Here is an 18,789-nt window from a genome sequence, read left to right as displayed (position 1 = left end):
GGCGGTCACGTGCGGCCGTCCAGCCGCTGCAGCACCGGCCTGCTGACCGGCAGGCGTGCCGCGACGGCGTCCGCCTCCGCGGCCTCGTCGTCGCGGCCCAGCCGCCGCAGCAGCACCGCTCGGGCGGCGTGCCAGTAGGGGTAGTCCTGCAGTCCCTCGATGGCGTCCACCAGGGCCAGGCCCGTGGACGCGTCGTCCGCGTGCGCGACGGCGACAGCCCGGTTGAGGGCGACGACGGGGGAGGGGTCCAGGCGCAGGAGCACGTCGTACCAGCTGACGATCGCCGCCCAGTCGGTCTGCTCGAAGGTGGGTGCGAGGGCGTGGCAGGCGGCCACGGCGGCCTGGACGACGAAGCGGTGCGGGCGGCCGGCCGGGTCCGCCCCGGCGCGGCGCAGCGCCTCGCCGAGCAGCTCGACGCCCTCCCGGATCGCCTCGGCGTCCCACGTGGCGCGGTCCTGGTCGGCCAGCAGCACGGCTGCGCCGTCCGGGCCCACCCGGGCGGCGCGGCGGGAGTCCTGCAGCAGCGCCAGGGCCAGCAGCCCGAGCGCGCCGGCGTCGTCGGGTTGCAGCCGCACCAGCAGGCGGGCCAGGCGCAGCGCCTCGGCCACGAGCGGCGGCCGGGTGAGCGCCTCGCCCGACGTGGCGGCGTACCCCTCGTTCAGCATCAGGTGCACGGTGGCGAGCACACCCTCCCAGCGCTCCGGCAGGGCGTGGTCGGGCGGCACCGCGTAGGGGATGGCGGCGTCGCGGATCTTGGCGCGCGCCCGCACCAGACGCTTGGCCACGGCGTCGGTGGTGGTGAGCAGTGCTCTGGCGATCTCCGGCTCGGTCAGCCCGCCCAGCGTGCGCAGTGCCAGTGCCACGCGGCTCGTCGTCGGCAGTGCGGGGTGGCAGCAGGTGAAGAGCAGCCGCAGCAGGTCGTCGTGCAGCACGCTGGGCTCGAGGTCGGCGGTCCAGCCGGGGCGCAGCTCGGGATCGGTGGCCACGGCACGCTCCTCCCGGGCTCCGCGGCTGCGCGCCTGGCGCAGCAGGTCGATGGCGCGGCGGCGGGCGGTGAGCCGCAGCCAGGCCGTGGGGTTCGGGGGCAGGCCGTCGCGCGGCCACGCCTCGAGCGCGCGGAGGACGGCGTCCTGGACGGCGTCCTCCGCGAGACCGAGGTCGCCCACCTGCCTGGCCAGGGTGGCCAGGACGTCGCGACCCGACTCCCGCACGAGGGTCGCGAGAGCCTCGGTCTCGTGGGCGGGCGTCGGGTCGTCGGGCACGCGATCAGCCCATCGGGAGGACGGGCCGCACCTCGACGGCGCCGTTCCACGCGGCGGGGATGGTGGCGGCCACCTCGATCGCGTGGTCGAGGTCGGTGCACTCCATCAGGAAGAACCCGGTGAGCACCTCCTTGGTCTCCGCGTACGGCCCGTCGGCGACGACGACCTCCCCGCCCTTGCCCCGGGCCCGCACGGTGGTGGCGGTGCGGTCGGGAAGAGCGCGGCCCCGCCGCGCAGGATCTCTGCGGCGGAGGCGGAGAAGGCGCCGTACTCGCCCATCTCGGCGGCGTGCCCGGGGGCGGTCCAGTCGGTGTCGTGGGTGTAGATGATCGCGGCGTACAGCGGCATGTCGGCTCCTCGGGTGACGGGACGACCAGGTGCCGTCCTCACCATGCTCACGACGCCGACCCGGCCCGTCAGGACATCGGCGCCGGACGAGGTGCTCGTGGTCTGGACCGGTGGCGGTCGGCCAGAGCCGGACTCAGGCCACCCGCACCCAGCAGTCCTGCCCGCCGCGCTCCCACACCGGCTCGGGGAGCGTGACGCGCACCTGCAGCACCTCGGCGGTCTGCTCCGCGCCGGGCGCACCGTCGATCTCGAGGGTGCGGCTGGCGGCATAGCCGGTCTGCGTGCCGTCGTCGGTCGCGACGCCGGCGGTCACCTCCAGCCGCGACGGCTCGGTGGCGCGGGCGTCGACACGCACGGGGACGACGACCTCGGCCGCCTCGGCGTCGTAGCGGCAGGCACCGGCCAGACCGGCGGAGGCCTCGTCGGGCGCCGGCGGGGCCGCCGCGGCCCGCCACAGGCCGAGCGTCGTCCCGGCGAGCACCAGCAGCGCGACGACGAGCAGCGGACGCTCCCGCGCCCAGAAGCGGCGTACCTGTCCGACCACGTCTCCCCCCGGTGACGGTTCGATCTCGACTCCCTCGAACCTCTCAGCACCGGCGGGGTGACCTCAAGAACAGCCGGTCAACAACTCACCCACACTCCGCCCGACGCCGGATTGACCTCGACTGCGGTTGAAGTCCTACCGTCGAGGCCGATCGTGGACGTGACCGGGGAGGGGCGAGGATGAGCGACGTGACCGCAGCCGCCTCCACCTCCGTGCGCGAGGAGCTCGTGGGGCCGGGGAGGCGCCCGGTGACGGTCGGCATCGTGCTGCTGATCAGCCTGATCGCCTTCGAGAACATGGGCGTCAGCACCGCCATGCCGGCGCTGGTGGCCGACCTCGGCTCGGTGGACCTCTACGCCTGGCCGTTCGTCTCGTTCGTCGCGGCCTCGGTGCTGGGCACCGTGCTCGGCGGCCGCTGGTGCGACACCCACGGGGCCCGGTGGCCGCTGCTGGTGGCACCCGCGGTCTTCGGCGCCGGCCTGCTGGTCGCAGGCACCGCGGAGACCTTCGCCCAGCTGCTGCTCGGGCGGGTGCTGCAGGGGGCCGGCGCCGGCGTGCAGGGCGTCGCCGTCTACGTGCTGATCGCCGCGGTCTACTCCGCGGCGGCGCGGCCGGCGGTCTTCGGGCTGATCTCCTCCGCCTGGGTGCTGCCCTCGCTGGTGGGACCGCCGGTGGCAGGGCTCGTGACCGACACGGTCTCCTGGCACTGGGTGTTCCTCGGCCTGGTGCCGCTGGTCGTGCTCGCCATGGCGCTGGTGGCACCCGCCGTGCGGACCCTGCAGCCGCTGGCCCGCGGTGGCGACGGGGACGGCGACGGCGGCACGCGGCGTCCGCAGGTCCTCCTGCCCGCCACCGCGGCCGCGCTCGCCGTCGCGGCGCTCAGCTGGGCCGGGCAGGAGGCCGACGGCGGTGGCGCGGCGTCGTGGGTGGTCGGCCTGGTCGCCGCGGCGTCGCTCGGCGTGCTCGTGCCCGCCCTGCGCCGGCTGCTGCCGCCCGGCACCCTGAGCGCACGGCGCGGGGTGGCCGCCGTCGTGCTGTGCCGGGGGCTGATCGCCGGCGCCTTCTTCGCCACCACCGCCTACCTGCCGCTGCTGCTCACCGACGTGCACGGGTGGTCGCTGACGGCGGCCGGCACGCCGCTGATCGCGGGCTCGCTGGGCTGGTCGGCCTCCTCGGCCTGGCAGGGACGCCACCCCGACCTCGCCCGCCCGGTGCTGCTGCGGGTGGGCTTCGCGGGCGTCGCCGCCGGGGCGGCCGCGCTCCTGCTCGTGACGCCGACCTGGGGCGCCGCGTGGGTGGCCGTGCCCGCGTGGACCGTGGCCGGGCTGGGCATGGGGCTGGGCTTCTCGGCGATCTCCCAGCTGCTGCTGGAGGCCTCGCCGCCGGCGCTGGTGGGCGCCAACTCCGCCGCGGCCCAGCTGGGTGACGGCCTGGCGCAGGCCGTGTTCGTCGGTGTGGGCGGGGCGCTGGTGGCCACCGCCGCCACCGTCGCCCTCGGGCTGAGCGGCCTCGTGGTGGTGGTCGTGGCGCTGGCGGCCCTCGGCGTGTGGGTGAGCCCGCGCACCGCCGCACCTGCCCCGCGGTAGCCGGGGCGGGCAGTCTCCTCCCCAGGCGCGGGGCGGCCTACTGGTCCAGACGCCCACGGGGCCCTACGCTTGGCCCAACGGCGCCCTCGGGTGCCGTAGCGGCCCCTGGTCGACCGTGGGGGGAGAGCAGGGGCCGCGTCCCCCCGACCGGCGCCCCGTCCTGGGGATCGCACCTGGGGATCGCGCTCCTAGGCTGGCCGCATGCGCCCCTCCTCCGTGCTCGACGCCGTCCTCGACCGCTCGCTGGTCCTCGGCTACTCCAAGATCGGGCCGGCGCTGCGCCGCCGCTGGTGGCCGGCCGACCCGCCCGCCGGCGCCCTGGCCGGACAGCGCGTCGTCGTCACCGGCGCCACCTCCGGCATCGGCGAGGCGATGGCCCGCTCCTTCCTCGACCTCGGCGCCACCGTTCACCTGCTCGGTCGCAACCCCGAGAAGGTGGCCCGCTACGCCGCCGAGCTGCGCCGCGACGTGCCCACGGCCGAGGTCGTCGAGGAGGTCTGCGACGTCGGTGACCTCGACGCCGTCCGCGCCTGGTGCGCCGACCTCTCCGAGCGGGTCGAGGCGGTGCACGGCCTGGTGCACAACGCCGGCGTGATGACCAAGCAGCGCGAGGAGAGCGCGCAGGGTCACGAGCTGGGCCTGGCCGCCCACGTGCTCGGCCCGCACCTGATGAACGAGCTGCTGCTGCCGCTGCTGGGCGAGGGGGCGGGCACCGTGGTGTTCATGTCGTCGGGCGGCATGTACTCCGCCGGGCTGCGCACCGAGCCCGACGAGATCGAGTACCGCGAGTCGGAGTACGACGGTGTGCGCGCCTACGCCCGCACCAAGCGGATGCAGGTCGTGCTCGCCGACGCGTGGTCGCGCCGCCTGCGCGGCGGCCGGGTGCGGGTCGTGAGCATGCACCCCGGCTGGGCCGACACCCCCGGCGTCACCGACGCGCTGCCGGGCTTCGGCAAGCTGGTGGGCCCGATCCTGCGCGATGCCGCAGGGGGTGCCGACACCGCCGTCTGGCTCGTGGCGACCCGCCCCGCGTCCGCGCTGGAGGAGGACCACCAGTTCTGGCACGACCGTGCCCGCCGCCCCACCACCTATCCGGTGCAGCGGCGGCTCGACCCCACCGACGAGGGTCGCTTCCTGGCCTACGTCTCGCACTCCACCGACACCTCCGCGGCCTGGTAGGCGGGCTCGTGCGCAGCCGCGGCCGGGTGCTGCTGGCCCTGCTGCTGCTCGCGGTGGTGGTGAACCTGCCGGTGGTGCACGGTGCCTGGCAGCGCGCGCAGCTGGCGCGCGACGGCGTCGAGGTGCGGGCCCGGGCGCTGGAGGCGGGGGGTGACGGGTCGCTCGTGGTGCGGCTGCCGGAGGAGGTGGGCGATCGGGCGGTGCCCGAGACCGAGCGCGAGCAGTCGGTGCCCACCTCCGCCGAGGCCCTCGACGCCGCGCTGACCGCCGGGGAGACGACCGTGCGGGTGCTGCCCGGGCGGCCGCAGGTCCTCGAGCTGGCCGGCGAGGCGGGTGGCTCGGGCGGTGTCCTGGGTGTGGGCGGGGTGCTGCTCGGCGTCACGCTGCTCGCCGACCTGGCCCTGGTGCTGGCGGGGTTGCTGGCGTGGCGGTTCGCGGGACGCGTCGGCGTCGCCGAGCCCGAGGAGCCCGACGACTGGCCCTTCCACCCCGACCGGCGGCGACCGCCACCGGCCGGCTGAACCGGCGGGGCGCTGTGGTGGGGATGTCAGACTGACGGTATGACGACCTTGCACGACTTCACCGCCACCGCCATCGACGGTCAGGCCACGGACCTCTCCGCGTTCCAGGGCCAGGTGGTCCTGGTGGTCAACACCGCCTCGCAGTGCGGCTTCACCCCGCAGTACCAGGGGCTGCAGCAGCTGCACGACACCTACGCGGGCCAGGGCTTCACCGTGCTCGGGTTCCCGTGCGACCAGTTCGGTGGCCAGGAGCCGGGCGAGGACGCCGAGATCGCCGGCTTCTGCGAGCGCAACTTCGGCGTCACCTTCCCGCTGTTCAGCAAGGTCGAGGTCAACGGCGACGGCGCGCACCCGATCTACCAGTGGCTGCGCGACCAGAAGGGCGGCCTGATGGGCAGCAAGATCAAGTGGAACTTCACCAAGTTCCTGGTGGGCAAGGACGGGCAGGTCATCGACCGCTACGCCCCCACGACGAAGCCCGAGAAGATCAGCAAGGACATCGAGAAGGCGCTGGCCGGGTAACCGGCTCCCATGGCTACCTTCTCGGCGTCCACCTCCGCCCAGGCCGACGTCGACGCCGACCGTGCCGACATCTGGGCGGCCCTCACCGACCCCGCCCTGGTGGCGAAGCTGACGCCCTTCGTCAAGAGCATCGAGCCCGACGGCGAGTACTGGTTCTGGAGCATGAGCGGGTTCGACGTGCTCGGTCGCCGGATCTCGCCCGCCTTCACCGAGCGGATGGTCTTCGACGAGCCGCGCCGCATCGAGTTCCACCACGAGCCGCCCGAGGGCTCCCCCGAGCGCGCCGGCGTCAACGGCTGGTACGACCTCTCCGACGGCCCGAACGGCACGACGCGGCTCGAAACCAAGCTCGACATCTGCCTGGACGCGCCGCTGCCCAAGCTTTCCGCGCCCGCGGTGCGCACCGCGATGAAGGGCGTGATGGCGACCATGGGCGACCGGTTCAGCAAGAACCTGCTGGCCCACCTGGGCGTGCGGGGCTGACGGCGCGAGCCGCCGCTCGGCCGCGGGTCAGCCCAGCCCGAGCACCCGGCTGAGGAACTCGTTGCGGAAGCGGCCGGCGGGGTCGCGGCGGGCGACGACGGCGGCGGCCTCGCGCAGCCGGGGGTAGGCCGCGGCCAGCTGGTCGTGCGAGGCGGCGAACTGCTTGCCCCAGTGCGGGCGCGCACCCAGCGGGAGCAGCACCTGCTCGAGGAGGGCGACGGCCGCGGCGACCGCGTCGTCGTCGTTGCGCCAGGTGAAGTGCAGCGCCAGGCTGTCGCGCTGCCAGGCCGGGCTGAGCCACGCCTCGTCGGGCGCGACGCGGCGCACCTCGGCGACCCGCAGCGCCGGCGCCAGCTGCTCGCCCAGCCCGCGCAGCAGCTCGATCGCCTCGACGCCGCGCTCGACGTCGACGAAGTACTCGGTCTGGATCTCGTCGCCGACGCTGGGCACGCTGTCGGCCGAGAAGTGCGGGAGCCGCTCGTGCCAGGGGCCGGGCACGCCGCCCTGGGTGGTGACGCCGTCGGCCGGCACGCCGGGCACGGGGTGCACCGGCTCGTCGGCCTCGTGCCCGCCGAGCTCGTCCACGAGCCACTGGGGCCACCGGCTCGGCTGGTCGGGGGAGTCGACGGCGTGCTTGACCCAGGCCCGCACCGGCTCGCCCGGCAGGTAGCCGGTGAAGAGGCTGACGCTGTACGCGCTCGCCATCACCTCCTCCAGCTGCGGGAGGATCCGGTCCCAGGCGAGACCGCCGACGACGCGCTGCTCCACCTCGAACGTGGGCGCCAGCCGGTGCTCGACGGTGGTGACGACGCCGAGCGCGCCCAGGCCGACGACGGCGACCGGGAAGTCGGCGTCCTCGGCGGTGACGCGCTGCAGCTCGCCGTCGGCGTCGACCAGCTCGACGGCCACCACCGATGCCGCCAGCGCGGGGTTGCGCGCGCCGGAGCCGTGCGTGCCGGTCTGGACGGCTCCCGCGACGCTGAGGTGCGGCAGCGAGGCGAGGTTGGGCAGCGCCCACCCGGCGGCGTGCAGCTGCGCGGCCAGCGCGGCGTGGGTGAGCCCGCCGGACGCGCGCACGACGCGCGCGCCGGCGTCGACCTCCAGCTCGGCCGGCATCGCCGAGGTGGCCACGAGCACGCCGCCCGGCGCGCCGGCGTCGGCGATGCGGTTGAAGGAGTGGCGGCTGCCGACGGCGCGCACCTGGGCGCTGCTGCGCACCAGGGCCTGCAGGTCGGCCAGCGAGGTGGGGCGGTGGATCTCCGACGGGGTGTAGGTGACGTTGCCGCCCCAGTTCTGCACGCTCACAGGTGCCACTGTGCCCGGGTGGTGGTGGACGCCGCCGTCACACCCGCCCCACCTGCCTCGCGCGGGGGACCTGTCACGGACCGGGGGGCCAGAATTCCGGCCCCCCGGTTCCGCGATCCCACGTGGACGTGGGATCATCCCCACGCCCCTGTGCGCGCCCTCAGACCCCCGCGGAGACCGGCTCGCGGTCACCGGCGCCGGAGCCGGCGTCGGGGTCGCGTCGACCGGTGGAGCCGGCGGGGCGCTCGAGCTTCTCGCCCTCGACGTCGACGTTCGGCAGCAGCCGGTCCAGCCAGCGCGGCAGCCACCAGGCCTTCTCGCCGAGCAGGTACATCAGCGCCGGGATCAGCGTCATCCGCACCACGAAGGCGTCGAGGAACACCGCCACCGCCAGGGCGAAGCCCATGGACTTGATGATCGGGTCGTCGATCAGGATGAAGGCCGCGAACACCGAGATCATGATGACAGCGGCGGCGGTCACCACGCGGGCGCTGTTGCGGAACCCGTCGACGACGGCCTCCCGCGTGCCCATGCCGTGCACGTGCGCCTCGCGCATCCGGGTCACCAGGAACACCTGGTAGTCCATCGCCAGCCCGAAGACCAGCCCGATCAGGAAGATCGGGATGAAGCTGACGATCGGCTGGCCCTCCATGAGGCCGAGCGCACCCTCCTGGAAGATCAGGACGGTCAGGCCCAGGGTGGCGAGCACCGAGAGCAGGAAGCCCAGGGTGGCGGTGAGCGGCACCAGGATCGACCTGAAGACGATCATCAGCAGGATGAACGCCAGTCCGACGACGATCGCGAGGTAGATCGGCAGCGCGCTGGCGAGGCGCTCGGAGACGTCGACGGTGATCGCGGTCAGGCCGGTGACGCCGATCTCGGTGCCGGTCTCCTCCTCGATGCCCGACTGCCCGTCGCGCAGCGCCTGGAGCACCTCCTCGGTGTCCTGGTCCTCGGCGCCGGTGGCGGGCGTGACCAGCACCTGGGCGCCCGTGGCGGGGCCGGTCGGGGCGCCGTCGGCACCCAGGGGCGCGTTGGTGGCCACGACCTGGGCGTTGGCGACGCCGTCCTGGCCGCCCGCCCACTCCGCGACGGCGCCGAACGCGGCGCCGGCCTGCTCCTCGTCGAGACCGCGGGCGTCGACGACGACGGCGAGCGGCGCGTCGCGGCCGGGCCCGAACTCGGCGGCGATCAGGTCGGAGGCCTGGCGCTGCGTGGTGTCGCTGGAGGCGGTGGAGTCGGTCGGGAAGGCCAGGTACAGGTCGCGGATGGGCAGCGCGAGCGCACCGAGCCCGACCACGACCAGCAGGACGACGGCGACGGGGCGCTTGCCCAGGAGGCGGGCCCAGCGCACGCCGTTGTTGAGCACGCGGCCCTCGGCGTCGCGGGTGGGGCGGTAGCGCCGGACGACGCCCCCGAAGGAGCGCTTGCCCAGCATGCCGAGCACGGCCGGCAGCAGCGTGAGCGCCACCAGCACCGCGATCAGCACGGTGACGGCGGCCGCGATGCCCATGCTCGTCAGGAACGGGATCCGCACCACCGAGAGCGCGGAGAGGGCGATCAGCACGGTCAGGCCGGCGAAGACGACGGCGGAGCCGGCGGTGCCCACGGCGATGCCGATGGCCTGGCGCCGGTCGTCGGTGTGCTCGAGCTCGCTGCGGTAGCGGGCCAGGATGAACAGCGTGTAGTCGATGCCGACGGCCAGGCCGATCATCGTGGCCAGCAGCGGCGTGGTGGAGCCGATGTCGGTGAAGGCGGTCGCGGCGGTGATGCCGGCGACGCCGATGCCCACACCGAAGAGCGCGGTGAGGATCGGCAGGCCGGCTGCGACCAGCGAGCCGAAGGTGAGCACCAGCACCACCAGGGCCACGCCGATGCCGATCAGCTCGGAGGTCCCGCCCAGGTGGGGGATGGTCTGCAGGCCCGAGCCGTTGGCCTCGACGGTCAGGCCGCCCTCGCGGGCGTCGTCCATGACGTCGGTCAGCGCCTCCACGGTGGCGGGCTCGACGTCGGCGACGGTGTCGACGTCGAAGGTGAACGGGATCAGGCCGGTGGTGCCGTCTTCGCTGAGCGGGCTCAGCGCGTCGGCGTTGGCCTGGGCGACCTCCTCGGGCGTGCCGCCCTCGACGGCGGCGCCCACCAGCTGCTCGCGCTGAGCCTGCGCGGCGGTCACCGGGTCGGCCAGCGGAGCGACGTCGGCGGGCGGCATCTGCGGCAGCCCCTGCAGGGCGGCCACGAGCTCACCGACCTGCTCGGCGACGGCGGGGTCGCTGAGCTGCTGACCCTGCGGCGCCTGCACGACCACGGTGACGCTGGCCTGGTCGAAGGCGTCGACCGCGGTCGGGAACAGCTCCTGCTGCAGGGTCGCGGCCCGCTCGGAGGGGATGCCGGGGATCGAGAAGGTGTCCGACATCGGCTTGCTGAAGCCGGCGGCGAGCGCGCCGACGCCGATCAGGGCGACGAGCCAGGCGGCGACGACGACGGGCCAGCGCCGGTAGGCGGCCGATCCGAGTCGCTGGAGGAAGGTGGCCATGGGGTGGGGTCTCCTGGGTGTGGGGAAGGTGCGGTCTGGTGCGGGTCAGGCGAAGAGCTCGCGCGCGGCGGCGATCTGCTCGGTGAAGACGGCCTCGAAGGGCCGGTCGTCGGCGGCCTGCTCGGCGTCCGTGCGGGCGCCGTGCAGGGGGGAGGGCAGGCAGGAGTCGAAGATCGCGACGACGAGCCGGATCAGCAGCTGGGCCCGGCTGCGGCCGAAGTCCTCGCCCTCGCGGGCCAGGATGACGTCGACGTACTCGCCGACCATCAGCTCGAAGCGCTCGTGGGCGGCCGCGAGCAGCTTGGGGTCGCTGGCCACCACGCGCTGGCCGCGCTCGAGCTCGGCGCGGCCGAGGTCGTCGTCGGTGATCAGGCGCAGCGCCACGTGCACGACGTCGTCCATCAGCCGGCCCGTGGGACCGCCGGCGCGGAAGACCTCGACGCCCTCGTCGTCCTGCTGGGGGACGCCGCCGAGGACGGCGTCGATCTTGCTCGGGAAGTAGTTGAACAGGGTGCGGCGCGAGACCTCGGCGGCCTCGGCGAGGTCGTCCATCGTGAAGCCGTCGAGACCGTGCTCGAGGGTCAGCTCCTGGGCGCAGGCCACGATCCGGCGCTCGGTGGCGAGGCGCCGCGCCTCCCTCGTGTTTGCACTCTGACTCATGGAGTGCAGTTTTGCACCCTGCTCCAAATAGTGCAAAAATGTGGCGGCCGTCACAGGGGCTGCGTGGCCAGCTGTGGACGTTGTGGTCCTTGTGGTCGGCCCGGCGCGCAGGTGACTTGCTGGTAACGCACGTCACGCCCGAGAGTGGTCGCGTGGCCCGCTCTGCGACGACGTCCTCCTACTCGATCACCATGCGCCTGCACACGGCGCCCGACCACGGCGTCGTCGGCGCCGTGGCCACGGCCATCGCGGGGGCGGGCGGCATCGTCACCGCCGTCGACGTCGCCGAGTCGAGCAACACCCGGCTCGTCGTCGACGTCACCTGCTCGGCCGGCGACGCCGACCACGCCGCCGAGCTGCGCGCGGCCGTCGACGCCATCGAGGGCGTCGAGGTGTACAAGGTCAGCGACCGGACCTTCCTGCTGCACCTCGGTGGGAAGATCGAGGTGAGCAGCAAGGTGCCGTTGCGCAACCGTGACGACCTCTCGATGGCCTACACCCCCGGCGTCGGCCGCGTGAGCATGGCGATCCACGACAACCCCGAGGACGTGCGCCGCCTGACCGTCAAGGGCAACAGCGTCGCCGTCGTCACCGACGGCTCCGCCGTGCTGGGGCTCGGCAACATCGGCCCGGGTGCCGCGCTGCCGGTCATGGAGGGCAAGGCCGCGCTGTTCAAGCGCTTCGCCGACATCGACGCGTGGCCGATCTGCCTGGCCAGCCAGGACACCGACGAGATCGTCCGCGCCGTCGAGATGATCGCCCCGGGGTTCGGCGGCATCAACCTCGAGGACATCGCGGCCCCCCGCTGCTTCGAGATCGAGGCCCGCCTGCGCGAGAGTCTCGACATCCCCGTCTTCCACGACGACCAGCACGGCACCGCCATCGTGGTGCTCGCGGCGCTCACCAACGCGCTGCGCGTGGTGGGCAAGCAGCTGGCACAGGTGCGGGTGGTCGTCTCCGGCGGCGGAGCGGCCGGCACCGCGATCGTCACCCTGCTGCTCGCCGCCGGCGTCACCGACGTCGTCGTCGTCGACCGGGCCGGCGCGCTGGCCTCCGACGACGACACGCTCGCCCCGGCCCACCGCGAGCTGGCCGCTGCCACCAACCCCCGCGGCGTGCGCGGCGACCTGCAGACCGTGCTGCGCGACGCCGACGTGTTCATCGGCGTCAGCGCCCCCGGCATCCTCCAGCCGGAGTGGATCGCCGACATGGCCGACGACGCCGTCGTCTTCGCCCTCGCCAACCCCGACCCCGAGGTCGACCCCGCCGCGGCCGCCAAGTACGCCGCCGTCGTGGCCAGCGGCCGCTCGGACTACCCCAACCAGATCAACAACGTGCTGGCCTTCCCCGGCGTCTTCCGCGGCCTGCTCGACGCCCGCGCCTCCGAGGTCAGCGTCGACATGCTGCTGCGGGCCGCCGCGGCGATCGCGCACGTCGTCAAGGACGACGAGATCAACCCGACCTTCATCATCCCCTCGGTCTTCCACCCCGACGTGCCGCACGCCGTCGCGACCGCCATCAGCGGCCGCGACTCCGGCCACCACCGCTGACGTGGCCCAGCAGCCCTGCCGCGATGGCGGGGCGGGCTGGGCGGGCCGGGCGGGCCTGGCGGGTCGAGGGGCGCGGACTTGTCGGCCTGGTGTGCCACTTGTCGGCCAACGCGTTGGCCGACAAGCTCGGTGATACCCGGTCAGCCGGGTAAATCTGAGGCCTGCGTGACGCGTGGGACGAGTGCCGCCGAGCAGACGACGACGCCCGGCCCCCTCGCGGGGGACCGGGCGTCGTCGGTGTGCCAGGTGTGCCGGCCGTGTCAGCCGGTCAGTGGCCGATCAGCGGTGCAGGTCGAACCGGTCGTTCTCCATCACGGTGACCCACGCGTCCACGAAGTCGTGCACGAACTTCTCGCGCGCGTCGTCGCTGGCGTAGACCTCGGCGAGGGCGCGCAGCTCGGAGTTGGAGCCGAACACCAGGTCGGCGCGGCTGCCGGTCCACCGCACGGCACCCGAGGCGTCGCGCGCCTCGTAGACCTCGCGGCTGTCGTCGACGGCCTTCCAGGCGGTGCCGAGGTCGAGCAGGTTGACGAAGAAGTCGTTGCTCAGCGTGCCCGGACGGTCGGTGAGGACGCCCGTGCTCGACCCGTCGTAGGTGGCGCCGATGGTGCGCAGGCCGCCCACGAGCACGGTCATCTGCGGGGCCGAGAGGCCCAGCAGGTTGGCCTTGTCGACCAGCAGGTACTCCGCAGGCAGGCGGTTGCCCTTGCCGTAGTAGTTGCGGAAGCCGTCGGCGACGGGCTCCAGCCAGGCGAAGGACTCCTCGTCGGTGTGCTCCTGCGTGGCGTCGACGCGACCCGGCGTGAACGGCACGGTGACCTCGACGCCGGCCGCCGCAGCGGCCTGCTCGACGCCGACGCCGCCACCCAGCACGATCAGGTCGGCCAGCGAGGCGTGCGCCCCGCCGCGACCGTTGAAGTCGGCCTGGACGCCCTCGAGCGCACGCAGCACCTGCGCCAGCTCGTCGGGGTTGTTGACGGTCCAGCCGCGCTGGGGCTCCAGGCGGATGCGGGCGCCGTTGGCGCCGCCCCGCTTGTCGCTGGCACGGAAGGAGGAGGCCGCGGCCCACGCGGTGGAGACCAGCTGGGTGCTGGTCAGGCCGGTGGAGCCGATGAGCTGCTTGAGCTCGGCCACGTCGGCCTCGGCCAGCGGGGTGCCGGTGGCCTCGGGCAGGGGGTCCTGCCACAGCAGCGACTCCTGCGGCACCTCGGGGCCGAGGTAGCGCACGACCGGGCCCATGTCGCGGTGGGTGAGCTTGAACCAGGCGCGGGCGAACGCGTTGGCGAACTCCTGCGGGTTCTCCAGGAAGCGCCGCGAGATCTGCTCGTAGACCGGGTCGAAGCGCAGCGCCAGGTCGGTGGTGAGCATCGTGGGCTTGATCTTCACGCCCTCGTGGTGGGCGTGCGGGATGGTCTCCTCGGCGTCCTTGGCCACCCACTGGACGGCGCCGCCGGGGCTGGTCTCCAGCTCCCACTCGTACTGGAACAGGTGGGTGAAGTAGTCGTTGGTCCACTGCGTCGGCTGCGTGGTCCAGGTGACCTCGAGGCCGCTGGTGATGGTGTCCGCGCCGGCGCCGGTGCCGTGGCTGTTGCTCCAGCCCAGGCCCTGGGCCTCGAGCGGGGCGCCCTCGGGCTCGGCGCCGATGTGGGCGTCGGGGTCGGCCGCGCCGTGGGTCTTGCCGAAGGTGTGGCCGCCCGCGATCAGGGCCACGGTCTCCTCGTCGTTCATCGCCATCCGGCCGAAGGTCTCGCGGATGTCGCGCGCGGAGGCCACCGGGTCGGGCTTGCCCTCGGGGCCCTCGGGGTTGACGTAGATCAGGCCCATCTGGACGGCCGCGAGGGGCGCGTCGAGCTCGCGCTCGCCGGAGTAGCGCAGCGCGCCGCCGTCCTCGCCGCCGAGCCACTCGGTCTCGGGGCCCCAGTACACGTCGTCGTCGGGCTCCCACACGTCGTCGCGGCCGCCGGCGAAGCCGAAGGTCTCGAAGCCCATGGTCTCGAGCGAGACGTTGCCGGTCAGGACGATGAGGTCGGCCCAGGACAGGTTCTTGCCGTACTTCTTCTTGACCGGCCACAGCAGGCGGCGGGCCTTGTCGAGGTTGGCGTTGTCGGGCCAGGAGTTGAGCGGCGCGAACCGCTGCTGCCCGGCGCCGGCGCCGCCGCGGCCGTCGTGCACCCGGTAGGTGCCCGCGCTGTGCCACGCCATGCGGATCATGAAGGGGCCGTAGTGGCCGAAGTCGGCGGGCCACCAGTCCTGCGAGGTGCTGAGCACCTCGGCGATGTCGCGCTTGACGGCGGCGAGGTCGAGGCTCGAGAACGCCTCGGCGTAGTCGAAGTCCTCACCCATCGGGTTGGCCACCACGGGGTTCTTGGCCAGGATCTTGAGGTTCAGCCGCTCGGGCCACCAGTCACGGGCGCTGCCGTTGCTGGGGTAGGGCGTGTTCTGGGCGGTGTGGGCGACGGGGCAGGTGCCCTCGCGGGCCTCCTCGTTCATGTCGCCGACGACGGCGTCGTGCTCGGCCATGCTCAACCTTTCCGTAGCGATCTCTGGACGTTGCTGGTGCTGGGCTGGGTGGGTGGCTCAGGGGGTGGGCCCGGCGGCGCACGCGGCGCAGCGGCCCCAGTAGGTGACCTCGGCCTCGTCGACGGCGAAGCCGTGCTCGTCGGCCGCCACCAGGCACGGGGCGGCGCCGACGGCGCAGTCGACGTCGACGACGCGGCCGCACGCGCGGCACACGAGGTGGTGGTGGTTGTCGCCCGTGCGCGTCTCGTAGCGCGCCGTGGAGCCGGCGGGCTGGAAGCGCCGCACGAGCCCGGCGCGGGTGAGCGCGGCCAGGCAGTCGTAGACGGCCTGGTGGGAGACCGCGGGGAGGTCGGCGCGCACCGCGCCGAGGATGGTCTCGGTGTCGGCGTGCGGGTGGGCGTGGACCGCCCCCAGCACCGCCACGCGCGGGCGGGTGACCCGCAGTGCCGCGGAGCGCAGCTGGTCGGCCAGGGCGGCCGGGTCCGTGCGTGTGCTCATGGCCCCACCCTGCCACTTTTCTGGAACTAGTCAAGAAGAGCGGTGGGGTGGGCCGCGTGGCGGTCCCACGAGATCGTGGGAACGCCGCACTTCCCGACCGACGTATCGATCGGCGAGCTGGGCGATCGCCACCACCCAGGAGCTCACCCGTCACCAGGGCCCCATCCGCCCCGCCCATGGCCCCTGGGCGGTCCAGGACAGCCGCCCGACCTAGCCGCCCGCGGCCTCGGTGGACCGCAGGCGCAGCTCACCGGTACGCATCCGCACGGTGCCCACGGCGCGGTCGCGCGCCCGCGGCAGCTCGGCGGCCACCTCGACGGCGAAGGGCACGTCGGTGCGCGCGGCGACCACGAGGAACTCGCCGCGGACGCGACCCCGCCAGACCTGCTGGGGCGCCTCGCCGGGACCCACGGGGCTGCCGACCGCCGTCCGCCCGCCCGGCTCGCCGAAGCGTCGCTCCTGGTAGGCGGCGGCCTGCTGCGGGTCCGACATCCGGTAGTAGGTGATCCGCACCGCGTTGTCGCCCACCTGCGCGTTGCAGGTCCACGAGGTCGGGCGCAGGTTGGCGCCGTCGCCGGTGGCGAGGTCGTCGGTGCAGTCGAGGCGGTCGGGGTCGAAGGAGGGGAAGACCCATGCCAGCCCGGCCCGCCCGGCCAGCGGCGAGCAGTCCGCGGCGGTGCGCTCGGCCACCCCGTTCCAGCACACGACGCCCGCGCCGGTGCTGCGGTCCTCGCTGAGCATCATCCGCGCGCCGTAGGCACCGGCCACCGCGACGCCGCCCAGCAGCAGCGGCACGACCACCAGCGTGCGACGGCGCAGCGCGCCCCGCTCGTCATGGATACGCCCGCGCACGGGTGCGCCAGGAGGGCGGAGAGGTGCGGGGGACACGTGCCCATCATGCCGCCCCGCCAGGTGCGCAGGGTGACCTGGGCCACGAGTCACGCCCCGGCGTGCGGGGTTCTCCGCCACGCTTTACTGAACCGTTACCGCGCTGGGGGTGCGCTGTACCCGTCGCGCTGGCGGCCTATGCATCGCGCTCCAGCAGAATGCGGAGAGTGGCGTACGGAGTGCTGTTCTCGAGGTCTGGCCAGGTCCTGGTCGAGACCGGCGACGCCATGCCCTCCGGCGGCAGCGACAGCACCCTGCACCGCTTCCGGACCATGTGGGGGGCCATGTGGGTGCCGGGTCGGCTCACCCTCACCAAGCTGCACCTGAACTTCATCCCGCACCGCGCCGGGCGCGGCATGGCGATGCTCGACGTCAACCTGCGCGAGGTCACCGGCGTCGAGGTCGGCACCCGCCGCTTCTCGCGCAGCCTCGCGATCACCACGCCGGGCCACGTGATCCGGATCCGCTGCTCCGGCGCCCCGCAGCTGGCCGCCCAGGTCGAGGAGCGCATCGAGATCCTGCGCCGGACGCCGATCTTCCGCACGCTGTAGCCGCGGGGCCCCACCCCGGCGGGGAACCGGACGGCGGGCGCCGCCGTCCCAGCCGGCATGACCCGACCCCACGTCCGCGCCCTCGCCCTGGCCGCCGTCGCGTCCCTCGCGCTCGGTGCCTGCCAGCCCGCCCACACCCCGCGCACCGGACCCGAGGGTCCGGGATCCCTGACCCGCGGCATCGACGCCGCGGAGTACGTCCGGGACTACGAGAGCGCCGCGGCGGGTGACTCCGCCGGGTCGGTCTCGGAGTCCGCGCCCCGGAGCGCCTCCGCGGGCGCACCGCCGCCCCTGGCCCAGCCCGAGGGGCGCGGGCGGCCGCGGCAGCCGGAGCCCGGTCCGCTGGAGGACAACACCTTCCGCGAGGCCGGCACCAGCGGCTTCGTGGACGCCGGTACCGACGCCGCCTCCACCTTCGCCCTCGACGTCGACTCCGGGTCCTTCGGCGTGGCCCGCACGCTGCTCGCGCAGGGGTTGGTGCCGCCCGCGGCGTCGATCCGGGTGGAGGAGTGGGTCAACGCGATGCCCTACGCCGACCCGGCGCCGACCGACGCCGACCTGGGCGTGCGCACCGAGGCCGTGGCCGCTCCCGGCTCCGAGGACACCCAGCTGGTGCGCGTCGCCGTCGGTGCCCGCGAGGTGACGCCGGCCGACCGGCCGCGCGTCAACCTGACCCTGGTGGTCGACCGCTCCGGGAGCATGGACGTGCGCGAGCGCCTGGGGCTGGTGCAGTCCTCGCTGGCGCTGCTTGCCGACCGGCTGCGCGAGGACGACACCGTCTCGCTGGTCTCCTTCGAGGACCAGGCCCGTCCGCTGCTCGCGCCCACCCCCGTCTCCGAGACCGAGCGGATCCTCGACGCCGTCGAGCGGCTGACGCCCGGCGGCAGCACCCACCTGGAGGCCGGCCTCGCGCTCGGCTACGACCAGGCCCGGGAGGCCTTCGACCCCGGCGCGGTCAACCTGGTGGTGCTCGCCTCCGACGGCGTCGCCAACGTGGGCGCCACCGGTCCGGGCTCGATCACCGAGCGGATCGCCGAGGAGGGCGCCGAGGGCATCCACCTGGTCACCGTGGGCTACGGGATGGGCAACTACAACGACCACCTGATGGAGCAGCTGGCCGACCTGGGCGACGGGTTCTACGCCTACGTCGACACCTTCGAGGAGGCCGAGCGGCTCTTCGGGTCCGACCTGGTCACCACGCTGACGCCGGTGGCGGCGCAGGCCCGCGCGCAGGTGCGCTTCGACCCCGAGGTGGTCGAGGGCTACCGCCTGGTGGGCTACGAGAACCGCGAGATCGCCGACGAGGACTTCGCCGACCTCGACGTCGACGCGGGCGAGCTGGGCGCCGGTCACCGGGCCACCGCGCTCTACGAGGTGCGGACCGCCCCGGGGGTCGCCCCTGGCACGGTGCTCGGCGAGGCGGAGGTGCGCTGGCGCCCGGTCGGGGTCGGTGGCGCCGGCAGCGGAGACGGCCGTGCGACGTCGCCGATCGTGACCGGCGACCCGGGTGCGGCGCCGTCCTCGGACCTCGCGCTCGCCGACGCCGTCGCCGACCTCGCGCTCCTGGTCAAGGGGCAGCGGCCGGTCGCGGACCCGACCCTGACCCTGGGGGAGCTGAGGAACCGGGTGCAGGTGCTGGCCGACCGTGACGTGCGGGGTGCCGAGGAGCTGCTGGAGATGGCTCGCGACGCGGTCGCGGTCGTGCCGGAGCGGCTGGTCGTCGACTGAGGCCACCGGCTCCGCCGGGCTGGACCGGTGACTTTACATCGGCACGCCTCTTGTCAATCTGCTTTACAACCCTTACCTTCGTGTAAACCCGATCCCACCACCCCCGCACGA

Annotated in this window: 17 protein-coding genes; 8 read left to right on the top strand and 9 right to left on the bottom strand. The window is 74.1% G+C overall.

Annotated elements, in window-relative coordinates:
- Positions 1 to 5: 5 nt before the first annotated feature.
- The 3 genes from ABD948_RS13680 to ABD948_RS13670 all read right to left on the bottom strand — a co-directional run bounded on the left by ABD948_RS13680 (position 6) and on the right by ABD948_RS13670 (position 2,154).
- The gene (locus tag ABD948_RS13680) at positions 6 to 1,262 is read right to left on the bottom strand and encodes an RNA polymerase sigma factor (RefSeq protein WP_345266671.1); all 1,257 of its coding nucleotides are present in this window, start codon (positions 1,260 to 1,262) and stop codon (positions 6 to 8) included.
- Positions 1,263 to 1,266: 4 nt separating this feature from the next.
- A complete protein-coding gene (locus tag ABD948_RS13675) occupies positions 1,267 to 1,455 on the bottom strand; it encodes a YciI family protein (protein WP_345266669.1) in 189 nt (62 codons plus the stop codon).
- Between the two features lie 288 nt (positions 1,456 to 1,743).
- On the bottom strand, positions 1,744 to 2,154 hold the full coding sequence (locus tag ABD948_RS13670) for a hypothetical protein (RefSeq protein ID WP_345266667.1): 411 nt from the start codon (positions 2,152 to 2,154) through the stop codon (positions 1,744 to 1,746).
- Between the two features lie 179 nt (positions 2,155 to 2,333).
- Between ABD948_RS13670 and ABD948_RS13665 the strand changes: the two genes are divergently transcribed.
- The 5 genes from ABD948_RS13665 to ABD948_RS13645 all read left to right on the top strand — a co-directional run bounded on the left by ABD948_RS13665 (position 2,334) and on the right by ABD948_RS13645 (position 6,445).
- Positions 2,334 to 3,740 carry an MFS transporter gene (locus tag ABD948_RS13665; RefSeq protein WP_345266665.1) on the top strand — a complete coding sequence of 469 codons (1,407 nt, stop codon included), beginning with the start codon at positions 2,334 to 2,336 and terminating at the stop codon, positions 3,738 to 3,740.
- A 201-nt stretch (positions 3,741 to 3,941) separates the two neighbouring features.
- The gene (locus ABD948_RS13660) at positions 3,942 to 4,919 is read left to right on the top strand and encodes an SDR family NAD(P)-dependent oxidoreductase (protein ID WP_345266663.1); all 978 of its coding nucleotides are present in this window, start codon (positions 3,942 to 3,944) and stop codon (positions 4,917 to 4,919) included.
- Positions 4,920 to 4,927: 8 nt separating this feature from the next.
- Positions 4,928 to 5,440, top strand: coding sequence for a hypothetical protein (locus tag ABD948_RS13655; protein ID WP_345266661.1), 513 nt, complete (start codon positions 4,928 to 4,930; stop codon positions 5,438 to 5,440).
- Between the two features lie 39 nt (positions 5,441 to 5,479).
- Positions 5,480 to 5,962 carry a glutathione peroxidase gene (locus ABD948_RS13650; protein WP_345266659.1) on the top strand — a complete coding sequence of 161 codons (483 nt, stop codon included), beginning with the start codon at positions 5,480 to 5,482 and terminating at the stop codon, positions 5,960 to 5,962.
- Between the two features lie 9 nt (positions 5,963 to 5,971).
- Positions 5,972 to 6,445: an SRPBCC family protein gene (locus ABD948_RS13645; RefSeq protein WP_345266657.1), complete on the top strand. Its 474-nt coding sequence runs from the start codon at positions 5,972 to 5,974 to the stop codon at positions 6,443 to 6,445.
- A gap of 27 nt (positions 6,446 to 6,472) precedes the next feature.
- Here the strand turns inward: ABD948_RS13645 and ABD948_RS13640 are convergent, their stop codons facing one another.
- The 3 genes from ABD948_RS13640 to ABD948_RS13630 form a co-directional block, all read right to left on the bottom strand.
- Positions 6,473 to 7,750 carry an FAD-binding protein gene (locus ABD948_RS13640; protein ID WP_345266655.1) on the bottom strand — a complete coding sequence of 426 codons (1,278 nt, stop codon included), beginning with the start codon at positions 7,748 to 7,750 and terminating at the stop codon, positions 6,473 to 6,475.
- A gap of 160 nt (positions 7,751 to 7,910) precedes the next feature.
- On the bottom strand, positions 7,911 to 10,283 hold the full coding sequence (locus ABD948_RS13635) for an MMPL family transporter (protein ID WP_345266653.1): 2,373 nt from the start codon (positions 10,281 to 10,283) through the stop codon (positions 7,911 to 7,913).
- Positions 10,284 to 10,328: 45 nt separating this feature from the next.
- On the bottom strand, positions 10,329 to 10,943 hold the full coding sequence (locus ABD948_RS13630; protein ID WP_345266651.1) for a TetR/AcrR family transcriptional regulator: 615 nt from the start codon (positions 10,941 to 10,943) through the stop codon (positions 10,329 to 10,331).
- 191 nt (positions 10,944 to 11,134) lie between these two features.
- Here ABD948_RS13630 and ABD948_RS13625 point away from each other — a divergent pair, with 191 nt between their 5' ends.
- Positions 11,135 to 12,493, top strand: coding sequence for an NAD-dependent malic enzyme (locus tag ABD948_RS13625; protein WP_345266814.1), 1,359 nt, complete (start codon positions 11,135 to 11,137; stop codon positions 12,491 to 12,493).
- Positions 12,494 to 12,772: 279 nt separating this feature from the next.
- On the opposite strand, the gene katG is transcribed toward ABD948_RS13625, so the two are convergent.
- The 3 genes from katG to ABD948_RS13610 all read right to left on the bottom strand — a co-directional run bounded on the left by katG (position 12,773) and on the right by ABD948_RS13610 (position 16,363).
- On the bottom strand, positions 12,773 to 15,013 hold the full coding sequence (katG, locus tag ABD948_RS13620; RefSeq protein ID WP_345266649.1) for a catalase/peroxidase HPI: 2,241 nt from the start codon (positions 15,011 to 15,013) through the stop codon (positions 12,773 to 12,775).
- 57 nt (positions 15,014 to 15,070) lie between these two features.
- The gene (locus ABD948_RS13615; protein ID WP_345266647.1) at positions 15,071 to 15,511 is read right to left on the bottom strand and encodes a Fur family transcriptional regulator; all 441 of its coding nucleotides are present in this window, start codon (positions 15,509 to 15,511) and stop codon (positions 15,071 to 15,073) included.
- A gap of 210 nt (positions 15,512 to 15,721) precedes the next feature.
- Positions 15,722 to 16,363, bottom strand: a complete 642-nt coding sequence (locus ABD948_RS13610; protein ID WP_345266645.1) for a hypothetical protein — start codon at positions 16,361 to 16,363, stop codon at positions 15,722 to 15,724.
- 203 nt (positions 16,364 to 16,566) lie between these two features.
- Between ABD948_RS13610 and ABD948_RS13605 the strand changes: the two genes are divergently transcribed.
- Together ABD948_RS13605 and ABD948_RS13600 are read left to right on the top strand one after the other, a co-directional pair.
- On the top strand, positions 16,567 to 16,950 hold the full coding sequence (locus tag ABD948_RS13605; protein WP_345266643.1) for a hypothetical protein: 384 nt from the start codon (positions 16,567 to 16,569) through the stop codon (positions 16,948 to 16,950).
- 57 nt (positions 16,951 to 17,007) lie between these two features.
- Positions 17,008 to 18,678: a vWA domain-containing protein gene (locus ABD948_RS13600; RefSeq protein ID WP_345266641.1), complete on the top strand. Its 1,671-nt coding sequence runs from the start codon at positions 17,008 to 17,010 to the stop codon at positions 18,676 to 18,678.
- The last annotated feature ends 111 nt before the right edge of the window (positions 18,679 to 18,789 follow it).

Source organism: Nocardioides nanhaiensis (assembly GCF_039542785.1).
Lineage (GTDB): Bacteria > Actinomycetota > Actinomycetes > Propionibacteriales > Nocardioidaceae > Nocardioides > Nocardioides nanhaiensis.
This window is presented reverse-complemented; position numbering and strand designations above follow the sequence as displayed.